General features: G+C 72.8%; 18 protein-coding genes. 10 read left to right on the top strand and 8 right to left on the bottom strand.

What is annotated here, in order from left to right; translation table 11 throughout:
* Positions 1-68: 68 nt before the first annotated feature.
* Both ACFRAV_RS28910 and ACFRAV_RS28905 read right to left on the bottom strand, forming a co-directional pair.
* A complete protein-coding gene (locus tag ACFRAV_RS28910) occupies positions 69-491 on the bottom strand; it encodes a PPOX class F420-dependent oxidoreductase (protein ID WP_108953264.1) in 423 nt (140 codons plus the stop codon).
* 197 nt (positions 492-688) lie between these two features.
* Positions 689-2,050, bottom strand: a complete 1,362-nt coding sequence (locus tag ACFRAV_RS28905) for an FAD-dependent oxidoreductase (RefSeq protein WP_382559800.1) — start codon at positions 2,048-2,050, stop codon at positions 689-691.
* 324 nt (positions 2,051-2,374) lie between these two features.
* Between ACFRAV_RS28905 and ACFRAV_RS28900 the strand changes: the two genes are divergently transcribed.
* Positions 2,375-4,642: a catalase gene (locus ACFRAV_RS28900; RefSeq protein WP_382559797.1), complete on the top strand. Its 2,268-nt coding sequence runs from the start codon at positions 2,375-2,377 to the stop codon at positions 4,640-4,642.
* Positions 4,643-4,975: 333 nt separating this feature from the next.
* Complete coding sequence (locus ACFRAV_RS28895) at positions 4,976-5,545, top strand: Dps family protein (protein ID WP_382559794.1); 570 nt, start codon at positions 4,976-4,978, stop codon at positions 5,543-5,545.
* Between the two features lie 43 nt (positions 5,546-5,588).
* On the opposite strand, the gene ACFRAV_RS28890 is transcribed toward ACFRAV_RS28895, so the two are convergent.
* A complete protein-coding gene (locus ACFRAV_RS28890) occupies positions 5,589-5,744 on the bottom strand; it encodes a hypothetical protein (RefSeq protein WP_382559792.1) in 156 nt (51 codons plus the stop codon).
* Between the two features lie 81 nt (positions 5,745-5,825).
* Here ACFRAV_RS28890 and ACFRAV_RS28885 point away from each other — a divergent pair, with 81 nt between their 5' ends.
* On the top strand, positions 5,826-6,620 hold the full coding sequence (locus ACFRAV_RS28885; protein WP_382559789.1) for an SDR family NAD(P)-dependent oxidoreductase: 795 nt from the start codon (positions 5,826-5,828) through the stop codon (positions 6,618-6,620).
* A gap of 41 nt (positions 6,621-6,661) precedes the next feature.
* Here the strand turns inward: ACFRAV_RS28885 and ACFRAV_RS28880 are convergent, their stop codons facing one another.
* Positions 6,662-9,301, bottom strand: coding sequence for a SpoIIE family protein phosphatase (locus ACFRAV_RS28880; RefSeq protein WP_382559786.1), 2,640 nt, complete (start codon positions 9,299-9,301; stop codon positions 6,662-6,664).
* Positions 9,302-9,359: 58 nt separating this feature from the next.
* On the bottom strand, positions 9,360-9,578 hold the full coding sequence (locus ACFRAV_RS28875) for a hypothetical protein (RefSeq protein WP_382559784.1): 219 nt from the start codon (positions 9,576-9,578) through the stop codon (positions 9,360-9,362).
* A gap of 185 nt (positions 9,579-9,763) precedes the next feature.
* Here ACFRAV_RS28875 and ACFRAV_RS28870 point away from each other — a divergent pair, with 185 nt between their 5' ends.
* Positions 9,764-10,111, top strand: coding sequence for a DUF3140 domain-containing protein (locus tag ACFRAV_RS28870; RefSeq protein ID WP_382559781.1), 348 nt, complete (start codon positions 9,764-9,766; stop codon positions 10,109-10,111).
* A gap of 81 nt (positions 10,112-10,192) precedes the next feature.
* On the opposite strand, the gene ACFRAV_RS28865 is transcribed toward ACFRAV_RS28870, so the two are convergent.
* Positions 10,193-10,960 (bottom strand): SDR family NAD(P)-dependent oxidoreductase, encoded by a 768-nt coding sequence (locus tag ACFRAV_RS28865; RefSeq protein ID WP_382559778.1) that lies wholly within the window; start codon positions 10,958-10,960, stop codon positions 10,193-10,195.
* Between the two features lie 193 nt (positions 10,961-11,153).
* On the opposite strand from ACFRAV_RS28865, the gene ACFRAV_RS28860 reads away from it, so the two are divergent.
* Positions 11,154-11,801, top strand: a complete 648-nt coding sequence (locus ACFRAV_RS28860) for a TetR/AcrR family transcriptional regulator (RefSeq protein WP_382559776.1) — start codon at positions 11,154-11,156, stop codon at positions 11,799-11,801.
* A 190-nt stretch (positions 11,802-11,991) separates the two neighbouring features.
* Positions 11,992-13,218 (top strand): aminotransferase class V-fold PLP-dependent enzyme, encoded by a 1,227-nt coding sequence (locus ACFRAV_RS28855; protein ID WP_382559773.1) that lies wholly within the window; start codon positions 11,992-11,994, stop codon positions 13,216-13,218.
* Between the two features lie 52 nt (positions 13,219-13,270).
* Here ACFRAV_RS28855 and araA read toward each other — a convergent pair whose 3' ends face one another.
* A complete protein-coding gene (gene araA / locus ACFRAV_RS28850; protein WP_382559771.1) occupies positions 13,271-14,791 on the bottom strand; it encodes an L-arabinose isomerase in 1,521 nt (506 codons plus the stop codon).
* Between the two features lie 90 nt (positions 14,792-14,881).
* On the bottom strand, positions 14,882-16,543 hold the full coding sequence (gene araB, locus ACFRAV_RS28845) for a ribulokinase (protein ID WP_382559804.1): 1,662 nt from the start codon (positions 16,541-16,543) through the stop codon (positions 14,882-14,884).
* A 388-nt stretch (positions 16,544-16,931) separates the two neighbouring features.
* Between araB and ACFRAV_RS28840 the strand changes: the two genes are divergently transcribed.
* From ACFRAV_RS28840 to yjfF, 4 genes are all read left to right on the top strand, one after another.
* On the top strand, positions 16,932-17,927 hold the full coding sequence (locus ACFRAV_RS28840) for an ABC transporter substrate-binding protein (protein WP_382559768.1): 996 nt from the start codon (positions 16,932-16,934) through the stop codon (positions 17,925-17,927).
* Between the two features lie 77 nt (positions 17,928-18,004).
* On the top strand, positions 18,005-19,564 hold the full coding sequence (locus ACFRAV_RS28835; protein WP_382559765.1) for a sugar ABC transporter ATP-binding protein: 1,560 nt from the start codon (positions 18,005-18,007) through the stop codon (positions 19,562-19,564).
* Complete coding sequence (locus ACFRAV_RS28830; RefSeq protein ID WP_382559762.1) at positions 19,561-20,694, top strand: ABC transporter permease; 1,134 nt, start codon at positions 19,561-19,563, stop codon at positions 20,692-20,694. The genes ACFRAV_RS28835 and ACFRAV_RS28830 overlap by 4 nt, the downstream gene beginning before the upstream one ends.
* Positions 20,691-21,716: a galactofuranose ABC transporter, permease protein YjfF gene (gene yjfF, locus ACFRAV_RS28825; protein ID WP_382559759.1), complete on the top strand. Its 1,026-nt coding sequence runs from the start codon at positions 20,691-20,693 to the stop codon at positions 21,714-21,716. Before ACFRAV_RS28830 ends, yjfF begins: the two co-directional genes overlap by 4 nt.
* Positions 21,717-21,832: the final 116 nt, after the last annotated feature.

Below are 21,832 nucleotides of genomic sequence, written 5' to 3'. Positions count from 1 at the left end.
CCCCACGGGGTGCGGGCCGCCCCCCGCGTCACCGGGACGCCGGCCCGCGCGAGCCGGTCGCCCCGTGGTCAGCCCGCTGCCTGGTCGCTGTCGCGGAAGGAGCCCCAGCCGTGCCAGCGGTCGATCTCGATCCAGGCGTTCACCCGGCCACGCTCCCGCTCGGGGTAGGGCCTGCCCCCGTAGTGCCGCGAGAGCCGGTCGATGCCGGACAGGTCGCTGTCGTCGCTCAGTTCCGCGACCCGCCCGATGAGGGTGACGTGGGTGTACCAGTTGGCCTCGTCCAGAACGGTGAGCGTCACCCGCGGGTCGTTGCGGATGTGCTCGAGCCGCTTGCGGCCCTCGTCCATGTTGACCAGCACCCGGCCGTCGTCCCACACGTACCAGGTGGCCGCGGAGACCGGCTGCCCGTCCGCCCGGACGGTGGTGATCACCGCGGGGTTGGGCTTCTCCAGCATGGTGATCGCTGCTTCGGGCAGCGGCGGCTTCGACATCGTCTCTCCTCTCCGTCGCACGACGGCCTGCCGTGCGCGGTTCCTCGACGGGGCGTCGCCCGGTCACGCTGCCACATCGGGCCCCCGGGATCCCGCACCGTGTGCCCCGAGTCCGCCGCCGGACACGGCCGGGCACGGCGAAGGGCCCCCGGCCGGAGCCGGGAGCCCTTCGTGTCCTTCGTCGGAGCGGTGCGTACTCAGGCCTCGCTGGCCCGCAGCATGTCCTCGCGCTCCACGATCTTCACGCGCTCACGGCCCTGCGGCTCGCCCAGCGCCTTCTCCGCCGCGTCCAGCCGGTACCAGCCGTCCCAGGTGGTGTACCGCACCCGGCGCTGCGCGAGGAAGTCCTCGACGGCCTCGGGGGCGGGGGAGGACGGCGTGTGCAGCCGGCCGTTGGCGTGGTCGTCCAGCAGGTTCGCCACCGTCTCGTTGGCGTCGCCCTTGGTGTGGCCGATCAGGCCGATCGGGCCGCGGCGGATCCAGCCGGTGACGTAGGTGGACTGCAGGTGCTCGCCGTTCTCGATCACCCGGCCGCCCTCGTCCGGGACGGTGCCGGTGGCCTCGTCCCAGGGGAGCTTGGGCAGCTCGTCGGACAGGTAGCCCACCGCCCGGTAGACGGCGCCGAGGTCCCAGTTCTTGAACTCGCCGGTGCCCTTGACGTTGCCGGTGCCGTCCAGCGCGGTGCGCTCGGTGCGCAGGCCCACGACCTCGCCGTCCTCGCCGAGGATCTCGACGGGCGACTCGAAGAAGTGCAGGAACAGCTTGTGCGGGCGGTCGCCGACGTCGCGGATCGCCCAGTTCTCCAGGGTCTTGGCGACCATGTCCGCCTGCTTGTTGCCGCGGCGGGTGGCGATCGAGCCCTCGTCGTAGTCGATGTCCTCCGGGTCGACGATGACCTCGATGCTGGGGGAGTGGTCGAGCTCCCGCAGCTCCATCGGGCTGAACTTCGCCTGGGCGGGGCCCCGTCGGCCGAAGACGTGGATCTCCTTGGCCCGGTTGGCCTTGAGCCCGTCGTACACGTTGGCCGGGATCTCGGTGGGCAGCAGCTCGTCGGCCGTCTTGGCCAGGACGCGCGCCACGTCGAGCGCCACGTTGCCGACGCCGAGGACGGCGACCTTCTCCGCGGTCAGCGGCCAGGTGCGCGGGACGTCCGGGTGGCCGTCGTACCAGGAGACGAAGTCGGCGGCGCCGTAGGAGCCCTCGAGGTCGACGCCCGGGATCGGCAGCGCGCGGTCGGCCGTGGCGCCGGTGGAGAAGACCACCGCGTCGTAGAAGGCGCGCAGGTCGTCCAGGGTGATGTCGTTCGGGTAGTCGACGTTGCCGAAGAGGCGGATCTGCGGCTTGTCGAGGACCTGGTGCAGCGCGGTGATGATGCCCTTGATCCGCGGGTGGTCGGGGGCGACGCCGTACCGGATGAGGCCGAACGGCGCCGGCATCCGCTCGAAGAGGTCGACGGAGACGCCGGGCTCGGCGGCCACCTCGGACTTGAGCAGCGCGTCGGCGGCGTAGATGCCGGCGGGACCGGCCCCGACGATGGCTACCCGCAGGGGGCGGGACATGTGCGATTTCCCTTCGAGCGATGAACTGACTCGTCAGGAAGCCTAAGCTAAGGCAAGCCTTACCTGGAATGCGGGTCCGCTTTATGGACCCATAAGCGCGGCTTATGCGGGAACTCCCGCAGACAGGCACACGGTACGCCTGATGATCGTACCGCTCTCCGGCCGGTCGTCCTCGTCGCCGCGCCGGGCACCTGCAGATGGCTGCATATTGAAGCCATGTTGAGTGATTTCATGTTTTGTTCCTCCGCTCCGTGTCACCAGATCACGTAGGTCCTGCCGCCTCCGGCGGCCCGCGACAGGCGAGAGCGAAGGAACGGAAACAGGATGACGGAGAGCAACCCCCTGAAGAGGGCTGCGCACAAGATCACCGGCGAGCCCGCCGTCGCCGGCCCTCAGGACGGCGTTCCCGGCAAGCCCGGTCCCGAGTCGCCGTCGGTCGCCGAGCCGACTGAGCCCAGGGAGCCGCTCCCGCCCAAGGCCGACCAGCGCGGTCCGGCCACCGTGTCGCCGACCGGTCAGGTCACCGGTGTCGACCAGGCCAAGGTCGCCCAGGGCGGGGCCTACCTGACCACCGCGCAGGGCGTGCGGCTGTACGACACCGACCACTCGCTCAAGGCGGGGCCGCGCGGCCCGGTCCTCCTGCAGGACCACCACCTGCGCGAGAAGATCATGCAGTTCGACCACGAGCGCATCCCGGAGCGCGTGGTGCACGCCCGCGGGGCCGGCGCGCACGGCGTCTTCCAGTCGTACGGCACCGCCTCGACCGTCACCAAGGCCGCCTTCCTCGCCAAGGACATCGAGACCGAGGTCTTCGTCCGGTTCTCGACCGTCCTGGGCTCGCGCGGCTCCTCCGACACGGTGCGCGACACCCGCGGCTTCGCCACGAAGTTCTACACCGCCGAGGGCGTCTTCGACCTGGTCGGCAACAACATCCCGGTCTTCTTCATCCAGGACGCCATCAAGTTCCCGGACGTCATCCACGCCGGAAAGCCCCACCCGGACCGCGAGATCCCGCAGGCGCAGAGCGCGCACGACACCTTCTGGGACTTCGTGAGCCTGCACACCGAGGCCACCCACCACACCCTGTGGAACATGTCCGACCGCGGCATCCCGCGCTCCTACCGGATGATGGAGGGCTTCGGCGTCCACACCTTCCGGCTGGTCAACGCGGCCGGCGAGACCACCCTGGTCAAGTTCCACTGGAAGCCCAAGCTGGGCGTGCACTCCCTGGTGTGGGAGGAGGCCCAGATCATCAACGGCATGGACCCCGACTTCCACCGCCGCGACCTCTTCGACTCCATCGAGTCGGGCGCCTACCCGCAGTGGGAACTGGGCATCCAGACCTTCCCGGACACCCCGGACCAGATGTTCGAGGGCATCGACCTGCTCGACCCGACCAACATCGTCCCCGAGGAACTGGCCCCGGTGCAGCCGATCGGCCTGCTCACCCTCAACCGCAACACCTCGAACTTCTTCGCCGAGACCGAGCAGGTCGCCTTCCACGTCGGCCACCTGGTCCCCGGCATCGACGTCACCGACGACCCGCTGCTCCAGGGCCGCCTGTTCTCCTACCTGGACACCCAGCTCACCCGCCTGGGCGGCCCCAACTTCAACCAGCTGCCCATCAACCGGACCCACGTGCCGGTCAACGACATGCAGCGCGACGGCTACCACCAGACCGCCGTCCACCGCGGCGTGGCCCCCTACAAGCCCAACTCCCTCGACGGCGGCTGCCCGTTCACGGCCGGCGCCGACATGGGGGCCTTCGTCGACGTGCCCGTCCAGCTCCCGGAGTCGGTCAAGATCCGCGCCCAGTCCGAGACCTTCGACGACCACTTCAGCCAGCCGCGGCGGTTCTGGCTCAGCATGAGCCCCGTAGAACGCGAGCACATCATCGCCGCCTACACCTTCGAACTCGGCAAGTGCTACGAGCAGGCGATCAAGGAGCGCAACCTCCAGATCCTCGCCAACATCGACCCGGTGCTGTGCTCCAAGGTCGCCGAGGGCCTCGGCCTTCCGGCGCCCGAGCCGACCGTGCCGCTGGTGGACGTGCAGCCGAGCCCCGCGCTCTCCCAGGTCGGCGAGGTCTGGCCCGCCGACGGCCGCATGATCGGCATCGTCGCCGCCCCCGACGCCGACCTCGAGGGCGTCACGGCGGTCCGCGAGGCCGTCCTCGGCGCGGGCATGGTGCCGCTGGTCGTCGCCCCCACCGGCGGCCCGCTCGGCAGCGGCGGTCTCAAGCCCCAGCGCACCTTCACCACCGCCCGCTCCACCGAGTTCGACGCCGTGCTGGTGGCCGGCGCGCCCGCCGTCGGCAACGACGCCTACGGCGCCCGGGACGCCAAGGCGCACCCGACCGCCGGTCAGTCCGGCCCGGTCGACCCGCGGGTGGTGCTGCTCCTCGCCGAGGCCTTCCGCCACGGCAAGGCCATCGGCGTCTGGGGCGGCGGCGACGCCGCGCTGGCCGCCGCCGGCGTGCCCGCCGACGCGCCCGGCGTCGTCGTGGGCACCAGCGGCCCCTCCACCCTGGAGAAGCTCAGCCGCCTCATGGGCTCCCACCGGGTCTGGGAACGCTTCCCGACCACGGTCTGACCCCACTGCGGACGGGCGCGCGGCCATCCTCCGCCCGCCCGTCCGCCGCCGCGGGTGGCCCCGCCCCGGGGGGGCGGGGGGCCCCCCCCCCCCCCCCCCCCCCCCCCCCCCCCCGGCCCCCCCCCCCCCCCCCCCCCCCCCGCAGCTCCCATCCGGGCCCCGCCCCGCGCCCCCCCCCCCCGCCGCCGCTCGTGCCCCGGCCCGGCGATGCCGTTCGCCCCGCGCCCGCCCGGCCGCGCCCACCGCGCCGGTCGAAACCGGGACGAATGGCATCGCCCGGCCGGGGCACGAGCCCACCATCACCTGACGATCCACCGAGGAGGCACCACCGTCATGGCCAAGGAAACCGTCCCCACCCCGAAGTACACCGTCCCCGGCCTGAGCACCGACGACGCCCGCAAGCTGATCGACCTGCTCCGCCTGCGGCTGCACGCCCTCAACGACCTCCACCTCACCCTGAAGCACGTCCACTGGAACGTCGTCGGGCCGCATTTCATCGCCGTTCACGAGATGCTCGACCCGCAGGTCGACCGCGTCCGCGACATGGCCGACGACGTCGCCGAGCGGCTCGCCGCGCTGGGCGGAGTCGCGCAGGGCACCCCGGGCGCCCTGGTCAAGGAGCGCACCTGGAACGACTACTCCATCGGCCGCGCCGACGCCATCGCGCACCTCGGCGCGCTGGACGTCGTCTACACCGGAATCCTCGAGGCCGTCCGCGAGGGGGTCGAGGTCGCCGGGGAGATCGACCCGGCCACCGAGGACCTGCTGATCGAGCAGCTGCGCGACCTGGAGCAGTTCCAGTGGTTCGTGCGCGCCCACCTGGAGAGCGCGGGCGGCACGCTGGCCACCGCCGACGCCACCACCGAGAAGGACGGCGCCTCCGCCGGCGGCGACGTGTCCTGACCGCCGCCCCCGACGGCCCCGGCCCGGGCGGACGCCCCGCCGCTCAGCGGCGCGGCGCCCGCAGCCGGGCAAGGAACCGCTGCGCCCGCGCCCGGTTGCGCGGATCCGCCGCGGCCCGCCGCGCCTGGTCCATGGTCCGCCGTCCCTGCGGGGTGGCGGACCATTGCTTGAGCCGGCGCAGCATGTTCGACAGTGCCATCGTGTGTCCTCCTGTGTCGGGTTGACCCCGTGTCGGGGTGACCGGGGGCTTCGCGCCCCGAGTATCGGGTACCCCGCCGCCATGCTGATCGACCTCACCGACCGCACCGCACTGGTCACCGGCTCCTCCCAGGGCATCGGCGCCGCCATCGCCGCCGGCCTGGCCCGCTCAGGAGCGCGGGTCGGCGTCAACGGCCGTGACCCCCGGCGCCTGGAGGAGGCCGTCGCGAACCTCCGACGCCAGGTCCCCGACGGCGAGTTCGTACCCGTGGCGGCCGACGTCGCCACCGAGGAGGGCGCGGAGACGGCCGTGGCCGCCCTCCCGGAGACGGACATCCTCGTCAACAACCTGGGCGTCTTCGGCGCCCGGCCCGCCCTGGAGATCACCGACGACGAGTGGCGGCGCCACTTCGAGATCAACGTGCTCGCCGCCGTCCGCCTCACCCGCGCCCTGCTGCCCGGCATGACGGAACGCGGATGGGGCCGGGTCACGTACATCGCCAGCGACTCCGCCGTGGCCGTCCCCGCCGAGATGATCCACTACGGGACCACCAAGACCGCCCTCCTCGCGGTGGGCCGGGGCTTCGCCAAGGAGGCCGCGGGCACCGGCGTCACCGTCAACTCCGTGATCGCCGGGCCCACCCACACCGGGGGAGTGGAGACGTTCGTGTACGAACTCGTCGACCCGGACCTCCCCTGGGAGGAGGCCCAGCGGGAGTTCATGCGCCGGCACCGGCCGCAGTCCCTGCTCCAGCGGCTGATCGAACCCGAGGAGATCGCCAACATGGTCGTCTACCTCGCCTCCGACCAGGCGTCGGCCACCACCGGCGGCGCCCTGCGGGTGGACGGCGGCTACGTGGACTCGATCCTGCCCTGACGCGGCGTCACCGGTGCCGGCGGGCCCTGGAGGCGGCGGTCCTACGGCAGCGGCTGCGCCGCCCAGATGATCTTCCCCTCGGGGGTCCACCGCGTCCCCCAGCGCTCCGAGAGCTGCGCCACCAGGAACAGGCCCCGGCCGCCCTCGTCGAAGCCGGCCGCCTGCCGCAGCCGCGGCGCGGTGCTGCCCGCGTCGGACACCTCGCAGATCAGCTCGCGCTCGCGCAGCACACGCACCTTCACCGGCCCGCTGCCGTGCCGCAGCGCGTTGGTCACCAGCTCGCTGAGGATCAGCTCGGTGGTGAACGCCTGCTCCTCCAGGCCCCATTCGGTCAGCAGCCGGGTCGCCGCGGCCCGGATGCCGCCCACCGCCGACGGGTCCCGCGGCACGTCCCAGATGGCGATGCGGTCCGGGCCGATCGCCCGGGTGCGCGCCACCAGCACCGCGATGTCGTCCGTCGGCCGCGGAGCGACCCCGTCCAGCACGTCCCGGCAGGTGTCCTCCGGAGAGTCGCCGGCCCGCTCCAGAGACGCCCGCAGCAGCTCCAGACCCGCGTCGATGTCCCGGTCCCGCTCCTCGACCAGCCCGTCCGTGTAGAGGACCAGCCGACTGCCCTCCTCCAGCTCCACCTCCGCCGTCTCGTACGGCAGACCCCCCAGGCCCAGCGGCGGACCGGCCGGGACCTCGAGGAACTCCACCCGTCCGTCCGGCCGCACCACCGCCGGCGGCAGGTGCCCGGCCCGCGACATCACGCAGCGCCGCGACACCGGGTCGTACACCGCGTACAGACAGGTCGCCCCCGTGATGGCGGCGCCGCCACCGGTGTTCTCCTCCTGGTCGATGCGCGCCACCAGCTCGTCCAGCAGCCCCAGCAGCTCCTCCGGGTGCAGGTCCAGGGCGCTGAAGGTGTGCACCGCCGTCCGCAGCCGGCCCATGGTGGCCGCCGCGTGCAGACCGTGCCCCACCACGTCCCCGACCACCAGCGCCACCCGCGCCCCGGACAGCGGCAGCACGTCGAACCAGTCGCCGCCCACCCCGGCCTGCGCCGGAAGGTAGCGGTAGGCCACGTCCAGCGCCTCCTGCTCCGGCAGCCGGCGCGGCAGCAGGCTGCGCTGCAGCGTCACCGCCATCCCGTGCTCGCGGGTGAAGCGCCGCGCGTTGTCGATGGCGACCGCCGCCCGGGTCACCAGCTCCTCGGAGACCGCGAGCTCCTCCTCGTCGAACGGCTCCTTGCGGCGGTCGCGCCAGAAACCCACCACGCCCAGCAGCTGGCCGCCGGCCCGCACGGGCACCGCGATCAGCGAGTGCACCCCGTGCTCCAGCAGCTCCGCCCACTGCTCGCGCTCCTGGCCCTCCCAGGCCCGTGACTCCGCCAGCCGGGGCTCCAGCAGCGCCTGGCCGGAGCGCAGCACCCGGGCCTGCGGGGAGGAGCCGTCCGCCTGGATCTGCGCACCCAGCGGGAACAGAGGGGCCTCGTCCACACCGCTGCGCGCCGTGCGGCGCAGGGGCGCGGAGGGGTCCGGCCGCGCCGACGGCTCGTCACCCTCCAGCACCGAGTCGAACAGGTCCACCGTCGCGTGGTCGGCGAACCGCGGGACCACCAGCTCGGCCAGGGCCTCCGCGGTCCGGCCGACGTCCAGGCTGGCGCCGATGCCGAGACCCGCCGCGTACAGCAGGTCCAGCCGCTCCCGCGCGGCCTCCGCGCGGCCGGCCAGCGCCCGCAGCTCGGTGGAGTCGCGCAGCGTGGCGACGGACCCCGAAGGGCCGCCGCGCAGCCGGGTCGGCCGCTGGTTGACCACCACCAGGCGGTCGCCGACCGGGTGGACCTCGTCGGTGGCGTCGCGCCCCGACAGCAGCAGCTCGGCGACGTCCGGGTACAGGCCCAGCTCGCCGACACGGCGGCGGCCGGTGTCCTCCGGCAGCTCCAGAAGGCGCTGCGCCTCGTCGTTGGCCAGCAGCAGCTCACCGTCCGAGCCGACGATGACCACGCCCTCGCGCACCGAATGCAGGACCGCGTCGTGATGCTCGTACATCCGGGTCATCTCGCGCGGCCCGAGCCCGTGGGTCTGCCGCAGCAGCCGGCGGCCCGCCACCGCGGTGCCCGCCGTGGCCAGGGCGAGCGCGACCGCCGCGGCGCCCAGCAGCAGCGGCAGCTGCCGGTCGGCGGTGTTGCCCACGTTCTCCACGGTGATGCCCGCCGACACCAGTCCCACCACCTGGCCCTGCGGGTCCCGCACCGGCACGACCGCCTGCACCAGCCGGCCGATGGTTCCGGTGATCTCCTCCACGACCGGCTCGCCCCGCAGCGCCGGCCCGATGTCGCCGACGAACTTCTTGCCGATGCGGTCGGGCCGCGGATGCGTGTACCGGATCCCGTCGGTGTTCAGCACCACGACGAAGTCCACCGGCACGCTCTTTCGGACCTCCTCGGCCCGCGGCTGGAGCACCGCCGTCGGGTCGGGGGAGCGCAGCGCCTCCCAGGTCCCCGGCGCGTCGGCGAAGGAGACGGCGACCGCGCGCGAGCGGTTGCGGGCCTCCTCCTCGCTGGCGGCGCGTCCCTGAAGGACCAGCGCCGCGACCGCGGCGAGGACCAGCAGCACCACGATGACCACGTTCACGAAGAAGACCTGCGCGGCGACGCTCCGCCGCGACAGGATGCCTGATCGGCCCAGTGGTCGCATAGGCCCCAGTTCTACCCGCAGAGCCCGCGAGCGGCACCTGCGACATGACGGTGGCGCATCACGATTCCGCCCACGCGTCGGGGCCGCCGCCACGCCAGTCGATCAGGCCGGACGCCGCGACGTCCAGCTCGTCCCAGCCCTGCAGCCCGGCCTCCTGGAGGAAGGCGGTCACGTCCCGCAGCGAATAGGCGGTGCCCAGCGCACGCCCGTCCACCCGCACGCGCCGTCCGCCGGACGGCCCGGGTGGCTCCACGACGACCGGTGGCTGCTCGGACATGGCTCCAGCATCGTGCGGACGGCCGCGGGCCGCATCCGGAGGGCGGCCACCCCCCCCAGGACGCCCGGACGGTGGCACCGCTCGGCGACCTCGAGCCGGGCCCGGCCGGCGGCCCACCCGTTTCCTCCACGTGCCCCGGGCAACCCGGAGCGTGCCGACACCGCGGACGGAAGGAAGCGACGATCATGGCAGACCACCGGGACCCCGAGCTGGACGACCTGTGGAACGAGTTCCACACCGTGGTCAACATGACTTCCCGAGAGCTCCAGGACTGGCTGATGACCCGCTCCGCCGGCGAGGACACCGAGGCGCTCCCGGACCGGGCGGGCACCGAGAACGGGCGCCGGGTCCTGGACATCCTCGGCAAGCGCCGCGTCGACCTCACCGGCGACGACCTCAGGGTGATGCGGAAGGTCGTCGACACCGTGACCGCCGAACGCGGCGTCGACATGGAGCCCACGGCGGGCCAGTCGAACTGGCGTCACCGGCTGATGACCCTGGGACACGACCCCCTCAAGCCGGTCTCCACCTGATCCGGACCGGCCCCCACCGGATCCGCCGCGCCGCACCGGGCGGCGTGCCCGGTGCGGTTCCCGCCGGCCCCGGTGCGAGGGTCAGACGGCCGCCCAGCCGCTGTCGACCGGCAGGATCGCGCCGTTGATGCCGGCGGCGGCGTCCGAGGCGAGGAAGACGATCGCGGCGGCCTGGTCCTCCGCGGAGGTCACCGAGCCGATGTTGCCGAAGTACGGGGCGATCGTCGCCGGGCCGTGGGCGCCCTGCTCCGCGTCCACCTTGATGTTGGTGGCCACGCCGCCCGGGGCTATCGCGTTGGCGCGGATGCCCTTGCCGCGGTACATCACCGCGAGGTTCTTGGTCAGGCCGATCACACCGTGCTTGGAGGCGGTGTAGGCGGCGCCCGCGGCGCTGCCGCGCAGACCGGCCTCGGAGGCCGTGTTCACGATCGCGCCCTTGCCGGCGGCCAGCATGTGCGGCAGCGCGGCGCGGGTCAGCATGAACGGGGCGGTGAGGTTCACGCGGAGCACGCGGTCCCACTCGGCGTCGGACACGTCGGCCGCGGCGGACATCCGGTCCATGATGCCGGCGTTGTTGACCAGCACGTCCAGGGAGCCGAACTCCTCCACCGCGGTCGCCACGACCCGGTCCACGACGGCCTGGTCGCCCAGGTCGCCGGTCACCGCGACCGCCTTGGCGCCGGCGGCCTCCAGCAGCTCCACGGTCTCCCGCGCGGTCTCCTCGTTCAGGTCGGCGACCAGCACCTTCGCCCCGGCGGCCGCGAAACGCAGGGCCGCCGCCCTGCCGATGCCGGAACCCGCGCCGGTGACGACCACGCTCTTGCCGGCCAGGCCGGTCTCGTTGCTCATTGCTGCTGCTCCCTCGCATCGCCCGGCCACCCCTGCGGCGGCGGGCGCGAGGACGACCGTACCTCTTTCTGTCGCGGCGTGCCATAAAGGCATCGGATGCCACGAAAGCGTGACGTACAGTGACAGCCCCACGACGGCCCCGCCTGATGACCCGTGCGGAGCCCCTCCCGCACGTCCAGCGAGGAAGAGAGCGATGGACCACAGACCACCCGCCGTGCCGTCCGCGGCGCGGCCCACGGCCCGGCGCACCGGCAGGCCGCCCCTGACCGAGCGGCGCAAGGCCGCCACCCGCCTGGACATCTCCCGGCAGGCCGTGCGGCTGTTCGCCGCCCAGGGCGTCGCCGGCACCTCCGCCGACGAGATCGCGGCCGCGGCCGGCCTGTCCACCCGGACGCTGTGGCGCTACTTCCCCTCCAAGGAGGAGTGCGTCCGGCCGCTGCTCCTGACCGGGCTCGAGGACATCATGGAGCGGCTGCGGGCCTGGCCGCCCGGCGTCACCCTCACCGAGGCCCTCGGCCTGGACGACCCGGCCTCCGGCCGGGACGAGGACAGCGCCGAGGTCGCCCAGCTGGTGCGCCTGACCGCCGGCGAGCCGGGACTGCGCGCCGTCTGGCTGCAGATCCACTCCGAGGCCGCCGACGCCTTCGCCGCGATTCTGGCCGAGCGTGAGGGCCGCGAGGCGTCCGACCTCGCCGTCCGGGTGCGGGCCGGTACCCTCAACGTCGCCCTGCGGATCGCCGTCGAGGAATGGGCCCGGCGGGCCGACGGCCCCACGTCACCGGCTCTGCGCGACGTGATGCGCGCCGCGCTGGGCCACGCAGCCACCACCCTGCCCGGCTGAGCCGCGCCACATCGCGGCGGAACGGGTGCGCGTCGGGCCGGAGGAGGGGGTGCGTGCCCGGGAGCACCGCTGTGCGATCGTGTCCGCGAACGACGAACGACGAACGACGAACAACGAACGACGAACGACGAACAACGAACAACGAACGACGAACAACGATCGACATATCGACAGGGAGTCCCGAGTTCCCGTGCGCACCGAACCTCCCGCGGCACCGGCGCCCCTCCTGCTGCCCGACGGACGCCCCGCCGCTGCCGCCTGGTCGCTGGACCCGGAGGTCCGGCACCTCAACCACGGCTCCTTCGGCGCCGTCCCGCGCGCCGCGCAGGACGCCCAGGCAGCCCTGCGCCACCGCATGGAGGCGTCACCCGTCGAGTGGTTCCCCGCGCAGCCCGGGATGATCGCCGAGGCCCGCCGGAGGATCGCCGCGCATCTGGGGGCCCCGCCCGACGGGACGGCCCTGGTGCCCAACGCCAGCGCGGGCGCCAGCGTCGTCTACGGCAACCTGCCGCACCGGGCCGGCGCGGAGATCGTGGTCACCGACCACGGCTACGGCGCCGTCACCATGGGGGCGGCCCGCCTGGCCCGGCGCTGGGGCGGAACCCTGCGCACCGTGCACGTGCCGCTGGAGGCCACCGCCGACGAGGCGTACCGGGCCGTCACCGACGCCTTCACCGACCGCACCGCCCTGGCCGTCGTCGACCACATCACCTCGGCCACCGCCCGCCTGCTGCCCGTCGGGCGCATCGCCGCCGAGGCGCGCCGCCGCGGCGTCATCCTCCTCGTCGACGGGGCCCACGCGCCCGGCATGCTCGCCGACCCGCTGGCGGAGCTCGGCGACGTGGACCACTGGGTCGGCAACCTCCACAAGTTCCCCTGCGCGCCGCGCGGCACGGCGGTCCTGGTCGCCCGCACCGAGGCACGCCAGGACCTGCACCCCCTGATCGACTCCTGGGGCGCCACCGAGCCCTTCCCGGAGCGCTTCGACCACCAGGGCACCGTCGACGCCACGCACTACCTGGCGACGCCCACCGCCCTGGACCTGATCGAGGACACCTGGGGCTGGGACGCCGTGCGCGCCTACGCCACCGCCCTCGGCGACCACGCGCAGCACGTCGTGGCCGCCGCGTTCTCCAGCGTTACCGGCGAGGACCACACCGCCCGCGTCGGCATGCCCGCCCCGGCCCTGCGGCTGGTGCGGCTCCCCGACGGGCTTGCGGGCACCCGCGAGGAGGCCGACGCCCTGCGCGACGAGGTCGCCCGCAAGCTGCGCGTCACCGCCGCGTTCACCAGCTTCGGCGGCACCGGCTACGTCCGCCTGTCCACGCACGCCTACAACACCGCGGACGACTACGCCCACTTCGCCGAGACCTGCGTCCCCGTCCTGACCGACTGGGCCCGCGAAAGGCGCGGCTGACCGCCGGACCCGAGGCCGGCGGCCCGGCCCCGCGGCTCCGGCGGGCCGCCGCCTACAGGCCGAGCGCCAGCCGGTGGTAGGCCTGGTTCCAGCGCAGCTCGCGCCGGAAGGAACGGGTGGTGGTCGACCGGTCGATGAGGGCGAGCTCCACCCGCAGCATCTCCGCCAGGTCGTCCAGGTGCTCCGCGGTGAGGGCCGAGCTGAGGACCGTGTGGTGCGGCCCGCCCGCCGTCAGCCAGGACTCCGTCGAGGTCCGCAGGTCGGGCGTGGGACGCCACACGGCCCGGGCCACCGGCAGCGCGGGCAGCGGGTGCGGCGGCGCCACCACGTCGATGTCGTTGGCCACCAGCCGGAACCGGTCCCCGAGGTCCGCCAGGCCGACCACCACGGCCGGCCCCGGGGCCGCGTCGAACACCAGCCGCACGGGGTCCTCGCGACCGCCGATGCCGAGCGGGTGAATCTCGCAGCTGGGCGTCGCGGCGGCCACCGACGGGCAGACCTCGAGCATGTGGGCGCCCAGGATCAGCTCGTCGCCCGGCGACAGGTCGTAGGTGTAATCCTCCATGAACGAGGTGCCGCCCGGCAGCCCTTCCGCCGCGGTCTTCAGCGCCCGCAGCAGGACGGCCGTCTTCCAGTCGCCCTCCCCGCCGAAGCCGTAGCCGTCCGCCATCAGCCGCTGCACGGCGATGCCCGGGAGCTGCCGCAGACCGCCCAGGTCCTCGAAGTTGCTGGTGAACGCCCCGAAGCCGCCCTCCGTCAGGAAGGACCGCAGCCCCGCCTCGATCCGTGCCGCGTAGCGCAGCGCCTCGTGCCGCTCGCCGCCCGCGCGCAGCTCCGGCGCCACCTTGTAGGCGTCCTCGTACTCCGCGACCAGGGCCGCGACCGCCTCCTGCGGCGCCCCGTCCACGGCCTCGACCAGGTCGTTGACCCCGTAGGTGTTCACGGACACGCCGAGGCGCAGCTGCGCCTCCACCTTGTCCCCCTCGGTGACCGCCACGTCGCGCATGTTGTCGCCGAAACGGGCGACCTTGAGGGTGGCCAGCTCGGCACGGGCGGCCGCGGCGCGCGCCCAGACGGCGACCCGCGCGACCGTCAGCGGGTCGCTCACGTGCCCGGCCACCGTCTTGCGCGCCACCCCGACCCTGCCCTGGACGTGCGCGAACTCGCGGTCGCCGTGGGCGGCCTGGTTGAGGTTCATGAAGTCCATGTCGATGGTGTCCCAGGGAAGGGCCACGTTCGACTGGGTGTGCAGGTGCAGCAGCGGCTTGCGCAGGGCGTCCAGGCCGGCGATCCACATCTTGGCCGGGGAGAAGGTGTGCATCCAGGTGATCAGGCCGATGCACGCGTCGTCGGCGTTGGCGTCCAGACAGGCGCGGCGGATGGCGGAGGCGTCGGTCAGCACCGGCTTCCAGACGACGCGCACGGGCAGCTCCGGCGCGTCGTCCAGCACGGCGGCGATCCGCTGCGACTGCTCGGCGACCTGCTTGAGGGTGTCCTCGCCGTACAGACCTTGGCTGCCGGTGAGGAACCAGATCTCGCGGACGGAGGAATTGGGGCTCTGAGGGCTCTGCACAAGGACTCCTGGTGGCGTGGTGGTCCGAGAGTGGACGGGGCGGGGAAGGGCGGCGGGGCGGGCCGGGGAGGGGGAGGCGACGCGGCGGTGTCAGCCGTCGGCGAGCGCCGCGTCGCGCAGCCTCCGCAGGCGGTGCAGCTGGTCGCCGTCCGCGAAGCGGTCGTGCAGCAGCTGGTACTCGGCGAACAGCGCGTCGTAGGCGTCCGCACGGCCGGCGTCGGGCACGAACACGTCGCGCCGCAGCCGCCCCATCGCGGCCGTGGCCGTGCGCACGTCGGGATGGGCGCCCGCCGCCACTGCGGCGTGGACCGCCGACCCCAGGGCCGGCCCCTGACCGGACGCCGCGAGGGAGACCGGGCGGCGCAAAACGTCCGCGTAGATCTGCATCAGCAGCTCGTTCTTCGCCAGCCCCCCGGCCACCACGAACTCGTGCACCGGGACGCCGCCGTTCTCCAGCGTCTCGACGATGACCCGGGTGCCGAACGCGGTGGCCTCCAGCATCGCCCGGTAGACGTCCTCCGGCCGGGTGGCCAGGGTCAGGCCCATGATGACGCCGGAGAGGTGGTGGTCGACCAGGACGGAACGGTTGCCGTTCAGCCAGTCCAGCGCGACCAGGCCGTGGGCGCCGACCGGCTGGCCGGCGGCCTTGCGGGTCAGCAGGGCGTGCAGGTCCTCGCCGCGGGCGTCCGCCTCCTCCTGGTACTCGCGAGGCACGCCCTGGCGCAGCACCCAGGCGAAGATGTCGCCCACCGCGCTCTGCCCGGCCTCGTAGCCGTAGGCGCCCTCCACGATTCCGCCGTTCACGACACCGCAGACGCCGGGGACCTCGGCCAGCACCGACGAGTTGATCACGTGACAGGTGGAGGTGCCCATGATGGCCAGCAGCCGCCCGTTCTCCACCGCCTGGGCGGCCGCCGCGGTGACATGGGCGTCGACGTTGCCGGCCGCCACCGCGATGCCGGCCGGCAGACCCGTCCAGGCGGCCGCCTCCTCGGTGAGCGATCCGACCCGTGAACCCAGCGGGGACAGCGGGAACTCGAGCCGCGTCCGGGCGAAGTCGGCGAAGTCCGGGTTCAGCGCGGCCAGATACTCCTCGGACGGGTAACCGCCGTCCTGGTGGATGCCCTTGTAACCGGCGGTGCAGGCGTTGCGCGACTCGCGGCCGGTGAGCTGCCAGACGATCCAGTCCGCCGCCTCGATCCAGCGCACGCAGGCCGCGTAGACCTCGGGGTCCTCCTCGAGCAGCTGGAGCGCCTTGGCGAACTGCCACTCGGCGGAGATCTTCCCGCCGTACCGCCCGATCCACTTCTCGCCGCGTTCATGGGCCAGCGCGTTGATCCGGTCGGCCTGCGGCTGCGCCGCGTGGTGCTTCCACAACTTGGGCCAGGCGTGCGGCCGTCCGCCCAGCGGCGTCTCGGTCAGCGGAGTCCCGTCGGCCAGCGTGGGCAGCACCGTGCAGGCCGTGAAGTCGGTGGCGACGCCGATGATCGCGCGCGGGTCGACGCCGGACGCGGCGACCGCCGCCGGCACCGCCTCGCGCAGCACGTCACGCCAGTCCTCGGGGTGCTGCAGCGCCCAGTCGGGCGGCAGCGCGGCGTCCGAGCCGGGCAGCCGCTCCTCGATCACGCCGTGCCGGTACTCGTGGACCGCGGAGGCCAGTTCCTCGCCGTCGCGGACCCGCACCACCACGGCGCGCCCCGAGAGGGTGCCGAAGTCGACGCCCACGGTGTACCGCTCGGAACCCTCGGGCAGGTCGGCGGCGGAGTCGGGAGCGGACGGGGGAGGAGGTGCAGAGGTCACGGAGATGCCTTTCGGGTGGCCGTTGGGCTGCGGAGGGGCTCTTCGGAGCTCGTCGTAGGCGCGTGTGGGGGACACCGAAGTGTTAGCGCTCACAATCTCTTGGCGCAAGAGGCGTGCGGAGAGTGAGCATCTCCTGCGCGCGCGGAGTTGACGCGTCCGCACGCCTGAGGGTGTCACGGCGAGTCACGGAAAGATAACGCGCGCAAGGGGATTGAGAACCTGTCTTGTTAGCGCTCACAATGCGACGGCGCGCCCTCCGTGAGGAGGCCGCCCTTCGCGCGGCCGGTGTTCGTCGGTCGCATCGACGGCACCCTCCGTGCACCTCGAAAGGACACACGTCATGGCCCGCAGAGCCGCTCTCGCCCTCAGCACGGTCCTCCTCCTCGCCACCTCGACGCTGACGGCCTGTTCCACCGAGGCGCCCGACTCCGAGAAGTCCGGGGGAGGGAACTCGGACGGCAAGATCACCCTCGGCTTCGCCCAGGTCGGCGCGGAGAGCGGGTGGCGGACGGCCAACACCAAGTCCGTCCAGGAGTCGGCGAAGAAGGCCGGCATCACCCTCAAGTTCTCCGACGCCCAGCAGAAGCAGGAGAACCAGATCAAGGCGATCCGCGGCTTCATCCAGCAGAAGGTCGACGTCATCGCCTTCTCGCCGGTGGTGGAGTCCGGCTGGGACACCGTGCTCAAGGAGGCCAAGGACGCCGGCATCCCGGTGATCCTCACCGACCGCGCGGTCGACAGCAAGGACACCTCGCTCTACAAGACCTTCCTCGGGTCCGACTTCGTGAAGGAGGGCAGGTCGGCGGGCGAGTGGCTGACCAAGGAGTACGCGGACGAGAAGGGCCCCGTCAACATCGTCGAGCTTCAGGGCACCACCGGTTCCGCGCCCGCCAACGACCGCAAGGCCGGTTTCGCGGAGATCGTCGGCAAGGACGACAAGTTCAAGGTCGTCGCCTCGCAGACCGGTGACTTCACCCGCGCCAAGGGCAAGGAGGTCATGCAGGCCTTCCTGAAGTCCCACAAGGACATCGACGTGCTCTACGCGCACAACGACGACATGGCCCTCGGCGCCATCCAGGCCATCGAGGAGGCCGGCAAGAAGCCCGGCAAGGACATCAAGATCATCTCCGTCGACGGCATCAAGGACGCCTTCGTCGCGATGACCGAGGGCAAGATCAACGTCGTGGTGGAGTGCAACCCGCTCCTCGGCGACCAGCTGATGGACCTCGCCAAGAAGGTCGTCGACGGCCAGGAGGTGCCGACCCGGGTCGAGACCGAGGAAGGCGTCTTCACCCAGGACCAGGCCGAAGAGGCCCTGCCCACCCGCCAGTACTGAGGCGACCGGAACCGGCGCCGGAGGGGGCACGCACCGCCCCCTCCGGCGTCACCGCCACACGAGTGAGAGGAGGGCGGATGACAACCCCGTCCACCCCGGCAGTCCCGGACGCCGGCGAGCGGCGGCCGGTCCTGGAGGCCACCGGCATCCGCAAGCAGTTCCCGGGCGTGCTCGCCCTGGACGGGGTCGCCCTGCGGCTCCACCCCGGCGAGGTCCACGCCCTGATGGGCGAGAACGGCGCCGGGAAATCCACCCTGATCAAGGTGCTCACCGGCGTGCACGCGGCCGACGAGGGCACCCTGCTCGTCGACGGCCGGCAGGGGACCTTCGCCGACCCTCTCCAGGCCCAGCAGGCGGGCATCAGCACCGTCTACCAGGAGGTCAACCTCTGCCCCAACCTCTCGGTGGCCGAGAACATCCTCATCGGACGTGAGCCCCGGCGCCTCGGACTGGTCCACTGGAAGGCCCTTAAGCGGCGCGCGGCCGAACTCCTCACCGAGCTGGACCTGGACCTCGACGTGTCCTCCCCGCTCGGCTCCCACTCGCTGGCGGTGCAGCAACTCGTCGCCATCGTGCGTGCCGTGGACGTCTCCGCCAAGGTGCTCGTCCTGGACGAGCCCACCTCCAGCCTCGACCGCGACGAGGTCGCCCAGCTCTTCGCCCTGGTCCGCCGGCTGCGCGACCGCGGGGTCGCCATCCTCTTCGTGACCCACTTCCTCGACCAGGTCTTCGAGCTCTGCGACCGGGTCACCGTGCTGCGGAACGGCCGCCTCCAGGGCGAGTACGCCATCGGCGACCTCACCCCGGTCACCCTGGTGCAACACATGATCGGCGGCGAGCTCGCCACCCTCGAGGAACTGTCGGAGCAGGCCCACGAGGAGGCGGCCGAACGCGCCGCGGGCGAACCCCTCCTCCAGGCCCGCGCACTGGGGCGCAAGGGATCCGTCGAGCCGTACGACCTCGACATCCACCCCGGCGAGGTCATCGGCCTCGCGGGGCTGCTGGGATCCGGCCGCACCGAGGCCGCCCGCCTGCTGTTCGGCGCCGACAGCGCCGACAACGGTCAGGTGACCGTCGACGGCAAGGCCGTCTCCCTGCGGTCGCCCCGCCACGCCGTCGCCCACAAGATCGCCTTCTGCTCGGAGAACCGCAAGACGGAGGGTGTCTTCGGGGAGCTGACGATCCGCGAGAACATCGTCCTGGCGCTCCAGGCCGCACGGGGCTGGACGCGCCCCCTGTCCCGCGCCCGGCAGGAGGAGCTCACCCGCCGCTGGATCGACGCCCTCGACATCCGGCCCGCCGACCCCGAGGCCCAGCTGCGCAACCTCAGCGGCGGCAACCAGCAGAAGGTGCTGCTCGCCCGCTGGCTGCTGACCGAACCCCGGCTGCTCATCCTCGACGAGCCCACCCGTGGCATCGACGTCGGAGCCAAGGCGGAGATCCAGAAACTCGTCGCGCGCCTCGCCGCGGACGGCACCGCCGTGCTGTTCGTCTCGGCGGAACTCGAAGAGGTGCTGCGCCTGAGCCACCGCGTCGCCGTCCTGCGGGACCACCGCATGGTGGCCACCCTCGTCAACGACGACAGCGTCACCCCCGACCGCATTCTGGCCACCATCGCCACCGGAGCGGACTCATGACCAACCCGCCCGACCGGTCCCCGCGGACCGGTCCGCCCGGCGCGCCCACCGGGGCCGCACCCGGCACCGTCCTCAAGCGGCTGGCCGGACACCGGCTGCTGTGGCCCTCGCTGGTGCTGCTCGCCCTGCTGCTCGGCAACCTCGCCTTCACCCATGACTTCTTCGACGTCCGGGTGCAGGACGGACACCTCTACGGCAGCCTGATCGACATCCTGCAGTTCGGCGCGCCGCTCACCCTGGTCGCGCTCGGCATGACGATGGTGATCGCCACCCGCGGCATCGACCTCTCGGTCGGCTCCACCGTGGCCATCGCCGGCGCCCTCGCCTGCGAGCACATCGCCGGCTCCGCCGACCCCGGCAGCGCCGGCACCGTGCTGACCGCCGTCGCCGTCGCGCTCGGCGTGGCGGTCGTCCTCGGCCTCTGCAACGGCCTGCTCGTCGCCCGCCTCGGCGTACAGCCCATCGTCGCCACCCTGATCCTCATGGTCGCCGGCCGCGGCGTGGCCCAGCTGATCACCGACGGGCAGATCATCACGGTGAGCAGCGCCAAGTTCCACATGATCGGCGGGGGTTACTTGCTGACCCTGCCCTTCGCCGTGCTGCTCGCCGCGGTGGTCGTCGCGCTCACCGCCGTCGTCACCCGGCGCACCGCGCTCGGCCTGCTGATCGAGGCCGTCGGAGGCAACCCCGCCGCCGGCCGTCTGACAGGCATCCGCGCCGCCGGGCTGCTGACGCTGGTCTACGTCTTCAGCGCGGTGTGCGCGGCCGTCGCGGGCCTGATGATCAGCTCCAACGTCTCCGCCGCGGACGGCAACAACGCCGGCCTGTGGATCGAGCTCGACGCCATCCTCGCCGTCGTGATCGGCGGCACCGCCCTGACCGGCGGCCGCTTCTCCCTGGGCGGCACCGTCCTGGGCGCGCTCGTCATCCAGACCCTCTCCACCACCGTCTACACCCTCGGCGTCCCGCCCGAGACCACCCTCGTGTTCAAGGCCTTCGTGGTCATCGTGGTCTGCCTCGTGCAGTCGCCGGTCTTCCGGGCCAAGCTGGCGCGCCGCCGCGGGAGCCGGCCCGCCCGATCCGACAGCAAGGCGGCCGCCGCCGGCCCGCAGCAGGAGGTCCGCGCATGAGCACCGGCACCGTCCCCAAGGCCGCGCGCCTCAGCCGCCCGTTCACCCGCACCGGCTCACGCGTCACGGGCAGCCGGATCCCCCTGCTCGTCACCGCGGTGCTGCTGGTGGCGATGTTCACCGTCGGATCGCTGCGCTACGACGGCTTCTTCTCCACCCAGGTCGTCCTCAACCTGCTGATCGACAACGCCTTCCTGCTGGTCGTCGCCGTCGGCGCCACCTTCGTCATCCTCACCGGCGGCATCGACCTGTCGGTCGGCTCCATGGTGGCCCTGTCCACGATGATCACCGCCTCGCTCGTCGAGCACCACGGCTGGTCCCTGGGCGCCACGATCCCGCTCGTCCTGGCGATCGGCGCCGCGGGCGGCGCGCTGATGGGCTGGATCATCCACACCTTCGAGATCCAGCCGTTCATCGTCACGCTGGCCGGCATGTTCCTCGCCCGAGGGCTCTGCTACACCATCAGTACCGAGTCCATCACCATCGACGACCCGACCACGGTCTCCATGGCCCAGACCCGGCTGTACGGCTCAGGAGGCCTCTTCGTCTCCGTGTCCGTCGTCATCGCCCTGGCCGTCCTGCTGATCGCCTTCGTCGTCCTGCACCACACCCGCTTCGGCCGCGGGGTGTACGCGCTGGGCGGCAACGAGTCCTCGGCGCGGCTGATGGGTCTGCCGGTGGGTCCCACGAAGATCGCGGTCTACGCCGTCAGCGGCCTCTGCTCGGCCCTCGGCGGCGTGCTGATGACCTTCTACATGCTGTCCGGGTACGCCCTGCACGCCATGGGCATGGAACTGGACGCCATCGCGGCGACGGTCATCGGCGGAACGCTGCTGACCGGCGGCTCCGGCTTCGTCCTGGGCACCGCCCTCGGGGTCCTGGTGCTCGGCATGATCCAGACCGTCATCAACTTCCAGGGCACGCTGAGCTCCTGGTGGACCCGGATCGTCATCGGTGGCCTGCTGCTGGTGTTCATCGTGCTCCAGCGTCTGATGACGGGGCGACGCGCCGAGACCGAATGAGCGCCGGCCCGGTCGGGCACGCGGCGGCCGTGGCCGTCGGTGCGTCCGGCCGGGACGCGCCCGCACCGACGCCGCCGGGCGCCGGTCCGCACGCCACCGCGGTGGCCGCGGACCGG

The sequence above is a fragment of the Streptomyces sp. NPDC056600 genome, from assembly GCF_042792855.1.
Classification (GTDB): domain Bacteria; phylum Actinomycetota; class Actinomycetes; order Streptomycetales; family Streptomycetaceae; genus Streptomyces.
The sequence above is the reverse complement of the archived record's forward strand: the minus strand, read 5'-3'. Positions and strand labels throughout refer to the sequence as shown.